Source organism: Cytophagia bacterium CHB2, from assembly GCA_030263535.1.
Taxonomy (GTDB): Bacteria; Zhuqueibacterota; Zhuqueibacteria; order Zhuqueibacterales; family Zhuqueibacteraceae; genus Coneutiohabitans.
The window spans coordinates 15,039-29,739 of sequence record SZPB01000002.1 but is presented as its reverse complement, the minus strand read 5'-3'; the positions used below and the strand labels follow the sequence as shown (position 1 = coordinate 29,739).

The 14,701-nt window shown below is 50.9% G+C and carries 12 protein-coding genes; 5 read left to right on the top strand and 7 right to left on the bottom strand.

Annotated elements, in window-relative coordinates:
• Window positions 1–133: 133 nt before the first annotated feature.
• The 3 genes from FBQ85_00480 to FBQ85_00470 are packed head-to-tail and all read left to right on the top strand — an operon-like array spanning window position 134 to window position 4,324.
• The gene (locus FBQ85_00480; protein ID MDL1873639.1) at window positions 134–1,138 is read left to right on the top strand and encodes a hypothetical protein; all 1,005 of its coding nucleotides are present in this window, start codon (window positions 134–136) and stop codon (window positions 1,136–1,138) included.
• On the top strand, window positions 1,119–2,141 hold the full coding sequence (gene tsaD / locus FBQ85_00475) for a tRNA (adenosine(37)-N6)-threonylcarbamoyltransferase complex transferase subunit TsaD (protein ID MDL1873638.1): 1,023 nt from the start codon (window positions 1,119–1,121) through the stop codon (window positions 2,139–2,141). Before FBQ85_00480 ends, tsaD begins: the two co-directional genes overlap by 20 nt.
• Window positions 2,138–4,324, top strand: a complete 2,187-nt coding sequence (locus FBQ85_00470; protein ID MDL1873637.1) for a VWA domain-containing protein — start codon at window positions 2,138–2,140, stop codon at window positions 4,322–4,324. The genes tsaD and FBQ85_00470 overlap by 4 nt, the downstream gene beginning before the upstream one ends.
• A 6-nt stretch (window positions 4,325–4,330) precedes the next feature.
• Here FBQ85_00470 and FBQ85_00465 read toward each other — a convergent pair whose 3' ends face one another.
• The 6 genes from FBQ85_00465 to FBQ85_00440 all read right to left on the bottom strand — a co-directional run bounded on the left by FBQ85_00465 (window position 4,331) and on the right by FBQ85_00440 (window position 11,277).
• Window positions 4,331–4,726: a hypothetical protein gene (locus FBQ85_00465; protein ID MDL1873636.1), complete on the bottom strand. Its 396-nt coding sequence runs from the start codon at window positions 4,724–4,726 to the stop codon at window positions 4,331–4,333.
• A gap of 34 nt (window positions 4,727–4,760) precedes the next feature.
• The gene (locus FBQ85_00460; protein MDL1873635.1) at window positions 4,761–7,706 is read right to left on the bottom strand and encodes a CHAT domain-containing protein; all 2,946 of its coding nucleotides are present in this window, start codon (window positions 7,704–7,706) and stop codon (window positions 4,761–4,763) included.
• Entirely contained in the window at window positions 7,690–8,079 is a 390-nt protein-coding gene (locus FBQ85_00455) for a hypothetical protein (protein ID MDL1873634.1), read from the bottom strand. The genes FBQ85_00460 and FBQ85_00455 overlap by 17 nt, the downstream gene beginning before the upstream one ends.
• A 37-nt stretch (window positions 8,080–8,116) precedes the next feature.
• The gene (locus FBQ85_00450; protein ID MDL1873633.1) at window positions 8,117–9,361 is read right to left on the bottom strand and encodes a hypothetical protein; all 1,245 of its coding nucleotides are present in this window, start codon (window positions 9,359–9,361) and stop codon (window positions 8,117–8,119) included.
• Window positions 9,362–9,435: 74 nt separating this feature from the next.
• Complete coding sequence (locus FBQ85_00445; GenBank protein ID MDL1873632.1) at window positions 9,436–10,425, bottom strand: tetratricopeptide repeat protein; 990 nt, start codon at window positions 10,423–10,425, stop codon at window positions 9,436–9,438.
• A 135-nt stretch (window positions 10,426–10,560) separates the two neighbouring features.
• The gene (locus tag FBQ85_00440; GenBank protein ID MDL1873631.1) at window positions 10,561–11,277 is read right to left on the bottom strand and encodes a sigma-70 family RNA polymerase sigma factor; all 717 of its coding nucleotides are present in this window, start codon (window positions 11,275–11,277) and stop codon (window positions 10,561–10,563) included.
• A gap of 862 nt (window positions 11,278–12,139) precedes the next feature.
• Between FBQ85_00440 and msrP the strand changes: the two genes are divergently transcribed.
• Both msrP and FBQ85_00430 read left to right on the top strand, forming a co-directional pair.
• A complete protein-coding gene (gene msrP, locus FBQ85_00435) occupies window positions 12,140–13,096 on the top strand; it encodes a protein-methionine-sulfoxide reductase catalytic subunit MsrP (protein ID MDL1873630.1) in 957 nt (318 codons plus the stop codon).
• Between the two features lie 32 nt (window positions 13,097–13,128).
• Window positions 13,129–13,524 carry a hypothetical protein gene (locus tag FBQ85_00430; GenBank protein ID MDL1873629.1) on the top strand — a complete coding sequence of 132 codons (396 nt, stop codon included), beginning with the start codon at window positions 13,129–13,131 and terminating at the stop codon, window positions 13,522–13,524.
• A gap of 156 nt (window positions 13,525–13,680) precedes the next feature.
• Here the strand turns inward: FBQ85_00430 and FBQ85_00425 are convergent, their stop codons facing one another.
• Window positions 13,681–14,556 (bottom strand): carbohydrate kinase family protein, encoded by an 876-nt coding sequence (locus tag FBQ85_00425; GenBank protein MDL1873628.1) that lies wholly within the window; start codon window positions 14,554–14,556, stop codon window positions 13,681–13,683.
• Window positions 14,557–14,701 lie beyond the last annotated feature (145 nt).

The following is a 14,701-nucleotide window of genomic DNA, read 5'->3' as shown; positions in this document are numbered from 1 at the left end:
CCCCCATCAAATGAATTAAGGAACACCAGTAATTTGCTGTGCGCGCCAATCCGGGCGCGTACTTCACGACTAGGGTATTGACCGCCCCGCAGCTTTCACGCGCCTGGCTGAGCGAAAGCATGATGGACAGTTGATGCCCTATTTTTGTTGCCGGACAGAAAAAATGCGGTTAAGAGTTCTAAAAAGCAATTTCCTGGAAAATTACCGGATCAAGATCATTGTGATCACGATTGCGACGGTGTTTTGGTTTGCCGTCGTTACGGAAAATATTTATGAATATGATATGGATGTTCCGATTGCGATTGTCAACATACCGCCGGGCAAAACAGTGATCGGCAATCTGCCGCGGCAGGCGCGCGTGCGCTTTGAAGGGCGGGGCAAAGCCCTGTTTGCGCTGTTGTTTCAGCGCGAGGCGCGCCTCGTCATCGATCTCACCGAAAGCGGCTCATCCAAAACGTTTCAGGTTCAGCGCGAGCATGTTCAAATCGGGCGCTGGGGATTGCCGGTTATCGCCAAGCAAATTTTAGCCCCGCACGAACTCAAAGTTCAATTGACCAATCTGTTGACCAAAGAGGTGGCAATTGTGCCGGTTGCCGACCTCGCCACAACACCGGGCTATGCGGTTGTCGGTAAAATTCAAGTCTCTCCGGATTCCACAAAAATTTCCGGACCGGAGGCGGCGGTGCGGCCGATTCGCGAAATTTCAACAGCATTGGTGCAGGGGCGGAATTTGCGCGCACATTTTGAGCAGGAAGTGCCGTTGCAGGATTTTCCCGATTCGTTAAACATCCATTTGTCGAGCAAGATGGCAACGGTTGCTGTCGATGTGCAAAAACTTATTGAAATAACCCTGCCCGAAATTCCGGTGCGCGTGCACAATGCGCCGCGCCATCTCATCGTGACGCCTCTGCCTTCAACTCTTTCTCTCACACTGGAAGGCGGCGAACAGTTGCTGCTCGGTTTGAAACGCGAAGACATAACCGCAATCATTGATTTTCAACAGGTGAAAGGCTTGCTCGATAACGACGGTTATGTCCCGATCATCACCGTGCCGGAAGGCGTGAGCTATCGCAACGTCAAGCCGGCCACGTTTAAACTTATGATGGAGCGCGGCAATCATGCGTCTGCTCGCAATTGAAACTTCATGTGATGAAACCTCCGCCGCGGTGATGGAAGACGATCGCTTGCTGTCGAATGTCGTGTCCTCACAGGAGATTCATCATCGTTATGGCGGCGTCGTGCCGGAGCTGGCCTCGCGCGCGCATCTCGAACAAATCGCACCGGTTGTACACATGGCGCTTGCCCGCGCACAAGTGGTGCCGCAGCAGTTGGAAGCCATCGCCGTAACCCGCGGCCCCGGTTTGGTAGGCTCGCTGTTGGTGGGAATCAATTTCGCCAAGGGGCTGGCGCTCGATCTCGGCATTCCGCTGTTGGGCATCAATCATCTAGAAGGCCATCTCGTTTCAAATAATATTTCAGCGGATGGGCCGGAGCCGCCGTTTCTCGTGTTGATTGTCTCCGGCGGGCACAGTATTCTGGCGCTGGTGGAAAATTGGGCGAGCTATCGCATTTTGGGCGAAACCCAGGATGACGCTGCCGGCGAGGCTTTTGATAAAGTCGCGCGTATTCTTGGCCTGCCTTATCCCGGCGGACCGCAAATCGAAAAACTTGCGCTCAACGGCAATCCCCGCGCAATTGATTTTCCCGTCGCCCGCCTGAAAGACGCGCCGTTTGATTTCAGCTTTAGTGGACTTAAAACCGCTGTTTTGTATCACGTGCAGAAATTGAGCGGCAACGGCGCACCGACTGCCGGTCAAGCGGATATTGCTGCGTCGTTCCAGCAGGCGTTGCTCACGGCGTTGGTCGAAACCACAGCCCGCGGCGTTGAACATTTTCCCGTAAAAGCGGTCGCATTAGCCGGCGGCGTTGCTTGCAATAAAGCGTTGCGTGCGGCGATGACTGAACTAGGCCAGCAGCGCGGCTTTCGTGTGTTTTATCCTCCGCCAATTTACTGCACGGACAATGCCGCCATGATCGCACGCGCAGCCATGTTCTATTTTGCCAATCTCCCATCCGCGCTCGCGGATTTCAAGAATGATCTTTCCCCGGACCCGGGTCTGAAATTGACTTCGACCTCATGACTTTCGATTTGAAATTTGCCGCACCGGCTTTTTACCCTCTGATCCTTCTGGCGCTGGGAGTTGCGTTCACGCTTTTCGTCTATCGCACCACCACCCCGCGCGTATCGAACCTGCTGCGTCGCGTGTTGGCGATTCTGCGAACCGTTGCGCTGGCCGCTGCGTTGTTGCTCTTATTTGAGCCAACACTGAGTCTGGCCGTGAAACAATCGCAAAAACCGGCGGTCGCAATTCTCGTTGATCGTTCTGCCAGCATGACGTTGTCGGATTCTACGCAAAGCCGCGCTGACCTCGCGAAACAGGCGCTGTCACGCCCGTGGCTGGCGCAGTTGCGTGAGCAAGCCGAGGTGTTTTTGTATTCGTTCGGCGATACCTTGCAAGCGCTGGCGTTGGATTCGATTGCTGCGCTGAAGTTTGACGGCGACGGCAGCAATCTGGCTAACGCCTTGACGGCGGCGAAACAACAGCTTGCTCATCGCGAATATCGGGGCGCAATTGTATTCAGCGACGGCGCATATAATATCGGCAGCAACCCGGGCCGGGTGGCAGAAAGTTACGGCCTGCCCATCATCACCACACAAATCGGCGCGCGCCGCGATGCGCGTGATGCGCTGATCAGCGAAGTGGTTACAAATGAAGTTGCCTATGCCGACACCAAGCTGCCGGTTGCGATTTCCGTTTCAGCTTCAGGTTTGGCAGGGCGGCAGGCGCGCTTACGTGTTTATGAGGGCGAGAACGAGGTGGCAACGCAGACCCTTGTGCTGCCTTCCGACAACACCCAAGTCACGGCTTCGGTTTCATTATTGCCGCAACAGGTTGGATTGACACGATACACCGTAAGCCTGGATCATTTTGAAGGCGAGTTGACCACGGAAAACAATCGCCGCGCGTTTTATGTCAAAGTTTTGAAAAGCAAGCTGACCATCTGGATTTTTGCCGGTGCGCCCTCCGCAGACTTTGCATTTCTGCAGCGCACGATAGCGCACGACCCCAATTTTCAAGTACGCGGGTTTGTGCAGCGCTCGGGCGGAAGTTTTTACGCCGATGCGACACAGGCGTTGCCGGCATTTCGCCGGCCGGATGAATGGCAGCCGGTTGACGCGGTTCTGCTGGTTGATTTTCCGCGGCGCGATAGTGACCGCAGCCTGCTTGACATGCTGGTCAAGCAGTTGGGAGAAAATGCCAAACCGCTGTTCTACTTGCACGGCCCCGGCGTTGATTTGAATATGCTCGGGCAATTGCGCGGCGTTTTGCCACTCGCGGCGCTGCCGAATGCGATGAGCGAGCAAATCATATCCGTACAATTTACTCCGGCTGGCCTGTCGCATCCCGTGACGCGCGCAATAACCGATCGTTTGGCAAAATCAGCTAACGGGCGGGCGACAGCACTCAGCACCGATGAACTGCCGCCGTTATTTTCGAATGTCTATAGCCTAAAGCCCTCGCCGAATGCGGAGACTCTTGCCGGCGCAGGAAGTCGCATGGAATCGCTTTGGCTCGCGCAGAAAAACGCCAATCGCAAAACCATTGCGATTTTCACCTATGGAATTTGGCGCTGGAAAAGTCTATTGGAGGCCGTGGGGAAAAACACTGAAACCTATGAAAGTATGATGACCGGCCTGGTGCGTTGGCTGGTGACAAAAGAAGATGCCAAACTCGTGCGGTTTGAAAGCAACAAGGAGATCTATCGCGGCGGCGAGCAAATTGAATTAATGGCGCAAGTGTATCACGAAGATTATCGTCCCTACGAAGGCGCGCAAGTGAAGGCGCAGTTGACCGGGCCGCAATTTAATCAAGAAATCATTCTGCAAGATGCCGGCAGCGGGCTTTATCGCGCGCGCTTGCAAGTTCTTGGCGGCGGGGAATACCTTTACAAAGGAACTGCCGTAGCGGGTGATCGAACACTCGGCGAAGACAGCGGCCGCTTCTCGGTCGAGCCGTTTAGTCTGGAATTTCTCGACACACGCTACAACGAACCGGTGTTGCGGCAAATGGCGCAACTCACCGGCGGCGCTTATGTTGCTTCGGATAGTTTGGGCGACTATCTCTCACGCCTGCCGTTGCAGCCCACCACAAAAGTCGAATCATACCATCTCGCGCTCTGGGGCCGGCCCTCGGTGTTGGTGATTTTGCTGCTCACCCTGGGGCTGGAATGGTTTATCCGCAGACGGCAGGGGATGCTGTGATTGAAACTATACGAATGTTTCAAAACTTTCACTTTCAAGCACGCTCCTGCGAACAAAGCTATTGTAAATCACGCCGGTAATGAGTCCGAAAACAAAACCGTAAACAAAACTGAAGACTATCCCCAGGGAAACGACTGTAAAGGAATTCTGCAAATCCATCCCGGGGTAGATCAGCTCGAACAGCTCCAAGACCGCGCTCTGTCCGGAGAAGAGCACGATAAGTGACACGAGCAGAAACATCAGCGCCCACGCCAGCCCGATGGCCACGCCAAGTTTGACGCTGTCGAAGAGTCCGGCGCGCAGCAATGCCCTTTCAGAATAAAATGTGTCAGTTGCCGGCGGCCCGCCTTTGGAGGTGGCATCCGTCAAAAGCAAAAGATTCTCTTGGTTTGAACCATTCATTTGCTACTCCTCATGTTGAGATAACGTGAACGTTTCAACGGTAATCACCGGTCAATGTGATGGCGGCCCACGCTTTGGGATATGGAAGATTTTGTGTTGCGCTCTTCCGTGACATCTCAATAATTATTTTTTGTTGCGCTTCTCGCAGCGCCTCCGTTTTCGTCATTTTCTTTGTGATCCAGTTGTGATAAAATGATTTCATGAGTTCCATAGTATATTTATCGGGAATATTCCATTGCGTTGCAATAATCGCATTGGTTCCTGCCTTCATAAAAGCGTGCGTCAGGCCGACAACGCCCTCCCCTTGAAAAAAACGTCCATTCGCCGTGCTGCATGCCGAGAGCGTAACCAGTTGCGTCTCGGCGAGATTGAGATCGTACACTTCGTATGCGCTCAATCGGCCATCATCGTCATGATTTGTTCTTGACTGATGGTGAGGGGCTTTGCCGTTTTCGGCGCCAACGACAAGATAGGAGGCCAAAGGGCTTTTGCCATTAATCGAAGCATGCGTGGCAAAATGCAGTATATTAATGTTCTCTTGCAGCATCCCTGAGATTTTGCCCTCCGGAATATTTTTCCCGATCAGCGTATCGGGATTGAAAAACATCCTTGCGATATCTCTCACCTCCGTCGCAGAATGTCTCAAATCGCCGGTGGGATTTCCAAGCGCAAACAACTTCATCTGATTCGCAGGAATGGCGGGCCGGCGATTGTCAAGACAGAGCTTCAGTATTGTGGCGCTGGGAGCGTAAGCAAGATTATAGTCCTGCATCAAAAATTTTTGCTGGCCGTCCTGTGTGAATACCAGCGCGGCAAAAGGCACCTGATACAGTACGCCATCCGGGATAACATAAACATTCTTCTCAGGAGAAATGCCCTGTTTGATTGGCGCAATCACGATCTCATATAGTCGCTGCGCTAATTCCAGATAGCGCGCATAGGAATCGGGGTCGGTTTTTTCAACCGTGCCTCGAAAAGCATCGACCAGTCGGCTCAAATCAGCGCGGGAGATAGCAACATCCTTAATCAGAAGATTCTTATGGTCAACGGCGAATATAATGAGACGATCTTGTGTGACGCGGTATTCTAGCAAAACAACACCCTGATTCAGACTGTTTTGAATGCCTTCCAAGCTGGCAGGATGATCGCTATTGGATGAGACCTTATAAGCATCGTTTGAGCGTTCGCGAAGAATGTCAAGAAACCCCCTTGCCCTCGCTCTTTCCGAGTACGCAAACGCGGCATGGCCATTTCCTCGCATCCATTGCAGAATAATCATTTGATCAAAAAGATTTTGTATGGTGGAAAAGTAACTGATGCGATCTTCACGTTGAATGTGGACTCTCGCCGCTTCCACTTGTGCAATGGCCTGCTCAAAATATTTTTCAGCCAGGTCGAAATCCGTGGTGCGCTGGTAAACGAGCCCGATGCCATACAGCGCATGTACTTGGTGTAATGGCGTTTCAATCGCATTGGCAATTGCCAGCGCTTCGTTGAGGTTTTCCAGGGCATTTTCGTGCTGCCCCATCCCTGCTAGCGTGTTGCCAATCCGGATGAGGGCGGAGGCGATCCCCGTTTTAAAACCTATCGTTTTGAACGTGGTTAGCGCGGTTTCATAATACCCTAATGCCGTGCTGTGGTTGTTTTGCCCTGCTTCAATGTCTCCCATGTTGATTAATATATCAGATTCCAAGATTCGAGGCTTAAACGTCTCGGTTGCCGCATTTTTCTTGATTATGCTGCGCGCTTGTTCGAGGTACGCTAATGCAAGCTTCAGGCTATCCTGATCCTTGTAAACGTCGCCAAGGTTTTTTAGGGTAAGCGCAATGTCGTAGGGATTCCCAAGGCTGTCATTAATGGCCAGAGCATGTGAAAGGTAACTGAAGGATTGCTCGCTATCACCCAGAAGACGGTAGAGAATTCCAAGATTATTCAGTATCACTGCCTGATTGGGATAATCTTTCTCTTCTTCGGCTCTCTCGAAGGCGTTAGTATACTCGCGTTTGGCCTTTTCATAGTCTCCAATATTTTTGAATACAAGGCCTCTATCATTCAAATTTTTTAGCTCCTCCCATTTATTCCCGGATGCTTGGCACAGTGTGATCGCTTGATCAAGAAAATCCAGCGCCCGGGGAAAATCTCCCATCTGATTATTGGCCACCCCCAATCGTCCCAGAAGCTGCAATTCGCCAGCTTGATTGCCGATCGTGCGATGAATTTCCCACGCACGGTTAAAACATTCCAGCGCTTTGCGCACCTCGCCCGACTCAATGTAGATTTGCCCGATATTATACAGTGCGCCGGCTTCGCGATGGAGATACCCCGTTCGGCGAACGATTTCCAACAACTCTTCCCCAATTTTTAGTGCGTCTTCATAAGCCCCTTTTTGATACAAAACATACTGCCACATCAAAAGATTGTCTGCTTTTCGCTTCTCATCGCCGATCTTGCGACTCAAGTGCAGCGACTTTTTAAAGAAGTACATCGCGGAATCGTTCTGTGAAAGACTGGCGATTCCTTTGTTAAAAAAATAGTCGGCTTCGAGTTTGCGCTGCAGTTGCGCGGTTGTGAGCAGTTTGCTGAAATGGAGTTCGTTCATCAAGAAATTATCGGCGAGACTATCCTGATAAACCCGGGCAATTGCGGCAGCAATCTCGAAACTTTCGTTCGCGTTCACGAGATCTTGCGTGAGCTTGGAAAAAAGCGCGTGCTGCAACACTTTTTGAAAAAGGTTGCGAAAGCGAAACGGCTGATTCAAAATCACGGCGACGGCCTGTTGATGCTTGCTTTTTTCGCAATGCAAAGAAAATTCGTTCAGCAGTTCTTCTTCCTGAGCAGTGAGCGTACGCTGGCCCAACTCTTTCTCAAGCTGATCCATTGGCACAGGGTCAGATGCGATGAAGGAAAAGAACCATGCCAGGACAGCGATGAGCCCCCAAATGGCTATGCCGGGGTAAACGAATTTAGCGAAGCTTCGCATCTTTCCGGTCTTTTCTCAAAGGTGTCCGAAATACCTTCGCAATCCAGTTCTGAATTAGCTCCCAAACACCATTAAAGGAGGGGCCATGATAATGTCTCGTAAGCGCCTTCTTCTGTCCCTCTATCCAAGCGCGATAGATTCTGTCATAGTTGGGCATAAAAGATGTCGGAGACTTGGAATCGCGAAACGCAAAAATCTGCCGAACCAGGAGGTCTTTATCGGTGGTTTCAAAGCCTCGAGAATAATACACGAGATAATACAATTGCGTCAACAAGCCTTCATATTCAATCAACTTCTTGGGGGTTAATCCTCTATCACGATGCAGGGGATCCCGCAAAAGGGCTCTTCGCAATTTCGGGTGTAGGGGCGTCATAAAGTTCTCCACAGAAATTTGAACCAGAGTGCCAGCGCTACGATCTGTTCAATTTCGCCAATAAGCGATCATACATAAAATCGAAGATTAATTTGTCCCAGCGAAACTCGTAGTAGGCGATGTCCATGACACACGAGCAACCGATGTCGATGCGTTCCGGCACATAGGAAGTCCAGCTTGAATCCTTGTCGCTGCGATAGCGATCGGAATAATACTCCACCAATTCATTATTGTATCGGTATTTGGCGAAAACATCAGCGATGGCCGCGTTGGCAACCTCACGATCCCTGCGATTGATCATCTTGTCTCGCAACAGAACTTCGGACTTTGGATGATACTTGTCGACATACTCATCGACGATGGCGCCATTTTCCAATGAAGACATGGCATGCGCGAATTCATGCACCGGCGTCTTTAGCCGTTCATCCCACGCGGAAATTGCCGCAACACCGGGAAGTTCGGCCAGCGCAGCATGTTTCATGGTTGTGAAAGTTGCGAGATCCGGTGAGAAGGTCAGTTCAAAGTTCCGGTCAGCCCGATTGAAGCGATCCTTGGTGAAGCGCGCCGAAGAACGGGTCAGATAATCGGAGGCAGAAATGACGAAGATAATATCCACCTCTGGAAGCTTGTCCGTCAGCTCCGCGGTGCTCATCACAAATTCCTTAAGCACAGCAACCTCGGTCAAAGGCGCAAGAATTTCGATTCCGGCAGCAACCTCCTCACAAAGCGCCGTTTCTTCATCTCGAAATACCGCCAGCAACCTCAATCGTGAAATAATTTCCGGCAATCGTAGTAGTTCGTTGTTGACGAAACTTCTGAGGCAGCGTGTGACCACTCTAAAAAACAATTCCTGATTGTCGATGATGGGATCACGCTCAAGTGTCTTGTCTTCTTTCAAGATGCGAGGATTGGCAACAAAAACAATTGTGTAGGGATTGGATCCGCTCCCGGGCTGAATCACATGATTTGGTTGCAGACTAAAAACGCCCTCTTCAACGGCGCTGACTTTTTTTCTGGTCAGCCGGGTGTATATCCAACCAATCAGATACCCGAGCAGGAAGCCATGAATAAATCCCCACAATACGCCCCAAATGACGCCCAATGCCGTAAGTTGGTAGCCAGGATATACAGCATCAAAGAAATCGACCAACTTGCTCGGTTCTTTGCTGAGAATGGCAATCAGTGTTTTGACAAATACAGAGAATGCCCAAAAGCATCCCAATGCCAGGCCCAACAGTTTGGGACGGAGAATGCTGACTTTCGATGAAACCGTTGCTCTCATGAATCATCCTCCCGGTCAATCGCCTCTAGGGGTGAGCAATTATTTGATTGCACTCTTTCAAGCCAATGTTGACATCATTGCCCTCGAAGGGCAGTCAACTGATCTCGCGCGACGCTTGCCCAAGTTGACGTCGAATCAATCTCCAAATATTTTTGCCAGACATTCTCTGCTTGCGTCAGCTTCCCCTGTTTTTGATAAAGTGTCGCAAGATTGTATTGCGCTTCTGCGAATCGCGGGCTCTGCTGCAACGCCGCGGAGAATTTATCCAGCGCGTCGTCGTATTGCAATTTATGCCATGCCAAAACACCAAGATCATTCAGGATGCTGGCATCGCCAGGCGCCAGAGTGTTGGCCCTATTATAGTGCTCCTCGGCTTTTTGCAAATCTTGCTCGACGAGCAAATAATAAGTCCCCAAATATTGATGCGCCCGGGGATTGTCATTTTTAATTGCGAGAGCAGACTGCAACTTTTGGAGCGCCGGTTGACTTTGAGAAACGCGCTCTTGATTACGAACGATTTTGAATTCATCGTATTTGAAACTGCCTGCCGGGCGCGGCTGCTCCGCACTGTCGAAATGAATATCGGAAGAAAGTTCGACAAACGCTTGCTCCGCCAGATTATTGCTCCGCCATTTATCATATTGGGGCATGCCTGCGAATATCACCAGCAACACCGCGGCCGCCGCCGCCAGAATTGGCCGCCAATATGATGGAATTTTTGGCGCTTTTGGCAGGAAAGGCTTTGGCAACCCGGCGAGTGAATTTGGCTGCACTCGGCCGGCCGGGGGGACGGCAAACAGTTTTTCCAATCGCCGTTCCGGAGCTGGTCTATATAACTTTTCAAACTCCGACGCCTCTTCAGCGGTGGGCGGATTGAGCGAGTATTTCACGGCGGTGGAGAATAAATCAAAGCATTCGCGGCAGGAATCAAGATGAGCCTGCACGTTTTCCGCTTCGTTTTCACTGAGAGTGCCTTCCAGAAATCTCAGAATTTGGGCCTCCCGAAGATGGCTTTCTGAGAAGTCGCGGCTCTCGCGCTTGGTTTCTGGCGTAACAGTTGACATGATAAAACTTCCTTCCTCATAAAACAGGTGACTCGTGATTTGATCCGTGTTCTGGACACCCAGAATGTTTTGCCCATCATCCTGTTCTTATGGACACGAAATCACCTGAAAAGTCTCCAAAAAATTTTGGTCACATTAATTTTGCCGGCGCAAGCATTCGCGCACTTTTTCGGACAGCGTCTTGAGCAAGCCATAGATTCGCTTATCTGAAAGCCCGATTTGCCGAATCTGTGCAATTTGCTCCGCGGAGAAATCTTGATAGAAATACAGTTTGAAGAGAAGTCTGTCGCGTTGGGCGTGACGCTTATCGCCCAAAATTTTCCCCAAACAGTAACCCACCGCGTCTTCCAATTCCAGGCGCTTCACCTCATTATCCCAATTTTCCGCCGGCAGGATTTCGGCGAGATTGATGCCGCGGCCTTCGCTAGCGGGAAAGACTTGCTGATCGAGCGCCAGGCCTTTTTCCGCCGGCGGGCGCTTTTGGGCGTGGTCATTGCGCCAGGCATTGCGTACGACATTCGCCGCGATGGTTTCAAGATAAGTGAAAATCGAGTTGGCGTGCTGTCCTTCGAATTCCTTCAGCCGGTGCCCATTTTTTTCTTTTAACTTCAGATAGACTTCCTGCGCCAGGTCTTCTGCTTGCGCCACGCCGCGATAACGCATGCGTTTGCACATTACGAAAATCGTGCGTTGAATATGTTTGTCATAACGCTGAATGAATTCACTCCACAGCCTTTCATCATCTGGTGCGTGTGCCAGTTGCTTGACGAGATCGTTGTGCGTCAGATTTTTGTGGTTGTTGTTTTGAAATGAGCGTTGTTCGGAGTCGTTTCCGGGAAGAATGTAAGACATGTGGCAGCTCGTTGTCAGAAATTTCTCCGCTCGTGCAGAGCAGATGACGCTTGCCGGCGGTCGCAAATCGAAGGTCGATTAATTGATCAAACACGCCCGAAGCCCCAGAGTGCACCATCACTGTTCGTCGCAAGCCGATTGCAGCTTTTGCAGGCTGCTGCTGAGGGGCGCTGCGCTTGTCCTTTCAGAAGAATGCGGCGGTGTGAAAACTTGGGCAGACCGTGCGTCAAGCTTTTGGGCCACTGCACCAACAAAAGTCAGAGCTTAACCTTCAATATACTCCGGTCGCGATGAAACCATTAAATTTTCACACGGTCTAATTGCAACGGCAGGATGAAGTGTGTTGCGCGCGCCAGCCATTTAAAAACTGAAAAATTATACATGTAAATTGATCAAATGTCAATACTATAATTTTTTGAGTATTTGTTTTAAGAAAGATGAGCTGGACATGCAATTGTTGTGCATCGAGAACCAGTTGCGACTAGAACATCAGGGCGCAACTTTTGAAGATATGTGATTTCTTTGGTGATGATCGTGCTTGAGTGAGAGATGAAAAGGTAGAATGATCCGTGTTTGAGAACCAGCAGAATCGTGCGGGCAAAAGTCCATTTGCAGGTTTGCTTTCAGTTGAACGAAAATCTCGTGAGCAGATTTTGGCTGCGGCACGTGATTTTTGTGTTTGAGCGCGCAACATGCCCTCCAACGTGTTGACACAAAAAATTAGAGTAAATTTACGGGCTGGCCTTGTCTCTGGATTTTCGCTTGCATTTGTCCGGCAGAGGATTAAATTCCACCTGTGTTTTGAATGAAAGCCCAACACACGGGCGGGCGTCATGAGAGTGCGCTGGAATTCGGAGTGATTATGTTCATTCGCAAGAAAAAGCGGTGGGAAATTCCTGAGCGCCTGGCAACGCCGGAAGAAATTTTTTTGAACCGGCGCCGCTTTCTCCAGCAGCTTGGTTGGAGCGGCTTGGGTTTGATGGGCGGCCTTGCTTCTCTGGAAGCGTGGAGGAACGCCGCGGCAGCGATGCCGCAATCCAGCATTTATTCCGCCAAGCGCAACGCCACGTATGTGTTGGATCGCCCGCTCACCGACGAATTTGCTGCGACGCATTACAATAATTTTTACGAATTCACCACGGACAAACGCGGCGTTGCCGATTTGGTGGGCGAGTTCAAAACACAACCGTGGGCCATCGCTGTCAAAGGCCTGGTTGCCAAGCCCAAAACGTTCGACCTCGATGAGTTGATTAAACTCATGCCGGTGGAAGAACGCTTGTACCGTTTTCGTTGTGTCGAAGCCTGGGCGATGGCGGTGCCGTGGACGGGATTTCCGCTGAAGGCGTTGATCGATCTTGTTGCACCCACGGCCAAGGCGAAGTTTGTGCGCATGGTTTCATTCAACCGGCCTCATGAAGCGCCGGGCATGGCCGAACAAAGCTGGTATCCCTGGCCTTATTTTGAAGGTTTGCGCCTTGAGGAGGCCATGAACGAGCTGGCGTTTATGGCCATCGGGATGTATGGCAAACCCATGCCGAAACAAAACGGCGCGCCGGTGCGGCTTGTGACGCCGTGGAAGTACGGGTACAAAAGCATCAAATCAATCGTCGAAATCGAATTTACCGACAAGCAGCCGCCGACGTTTTGGAACAAGATCGCGCCGGGCGAGTACGATTTTCTTTCGAATGTTGATCCCGATGTGCCGCATCCGCGCTGGTCACAAGCCATTGAGCGGATCATTCCGAGCATGGAAGAACGCCCGACGTTGAAGTACAACGGCTACGAAGAATTTGTTGCCTATCTCTACAAAAAGTCATAAACATCAAAAATCGCATTATCGAGGAGGTTTCATTGGATACGCCCAAACAAAAGGCCTTGCACATCATAACGCAGATGAGCGACGGCTCGTCGTGGCAGGACATTTTCGATACATTACAAAAAGAAAAAAGCGCCCGTCATACGAATAATGACAACGTCGATTGGGAACGTTTGGTGCGGCAAGTGCGCACCGTTTTGTACGATGAGTTCCCGGACGCCAAAACACTGAAACTGGACGTAGATCACGAAGGCCAGCATGTCTCGGGCTTCATTGTGGCACAGGATTTTGAAGGCATGGAAGACGCCGACCGCCAGGATCGCGTGTGGGATGCTTTGGAAAAGGGACTCTCGGTTGACGAGCAAAGCCGCATTCTGAGCGTGATTGCTTTGACGCCCACTGAAGGCGTCGCGCAAGGCGTGTCATCGTGAGCCGCATGTGATTTTGTCTGTGCTGCAATCTGCAGCAAAAAAACTTCTGTAAAATTAGCAAGGCCGCAGGCATTCGCCGGCGGCCTTTTTTATTTGCAGTGATCGCTTTATGCTGCGGTCGCGCACAAACACGAGAGAGGCACATTTTGAAGATGGTTATGTCGTCGTGGCCCTCACGTTTTTGCAATACGCATCGTAGATTACTCTTGCGCAAAACCTCTCCTGGGGAAAATGACTTGATCGGTCTGCTGCGAATTCCTGCCACTGGAATTCTCCCGTACGCGTAACAAAACCCCCGGCGGTTGCATCAACAATCGCGACGCTCGCAAGCGCGCTTTTGGCCATCATCTGTTGGACTGCTGTCATGATTGACTCGCGGGATAAATCTGTTTCCGGAAATTCCATCAGTTGTGACAGCGTATTTTCAGAGATAATCAGATGATCGGCAAAGGCAAGAGTTGAGAGAAGGTTGAGCTTGACCGGCGCATCTGGAAGCTGATCAACATAAAGCGAAGTGATTAAACCGGCGTTTTGCGCCATTTGCAAGACACGGCCGGCGTGTGTGCGATGTTCATCCGCGGGGTGCAACAACGCCGGCAGCCGGGTGAGATCGTGTAAATGAAACCAGCTTGCGAGGCAATGGCGAAAATCGAAATGCTCGACAGATAAAAGATCATTCGCGCCGCCGCTGTAAAAACTCGTGCGCATATTGCTGCGCTGCGCTAGAATAACCTCGGCATGCGCCGTTGCAATTTCATCTTTAACGCAGAGTTGATACGTGTCGATGTCAAGTTTATGGCAATCGTCAAGGATGAGATGGCCGTTCTCATCTTCGCCGAGGCTGCCAATCGCATAAAGCGGCGCATTCGCGTCCAGGCCGCGCAGTTCCGCCATTAGCCGGAACGCGCCGCCGAGCCGAAGGTGCTCGTTCTCAATTTTTGCGACGCTACCTTCCGGCGGATAGTGTGTAACTTCTCGAACATGCTCGACCACCCATGGGCCAGCGCATGCAAAACCTTCACGATAAGGCATGGTTGCCTCTGTTTTTGCGTTTAAATAAATCCCCCAAACCTGGCAAGATTTTTTCCAAAGTGACTTTGAAAAATATTTTCATACTTGTATGTCATCCAAAGGGATCTGGTAAAGTTGCAGGCCTATTGCCGAGTCCTTCCCAAGA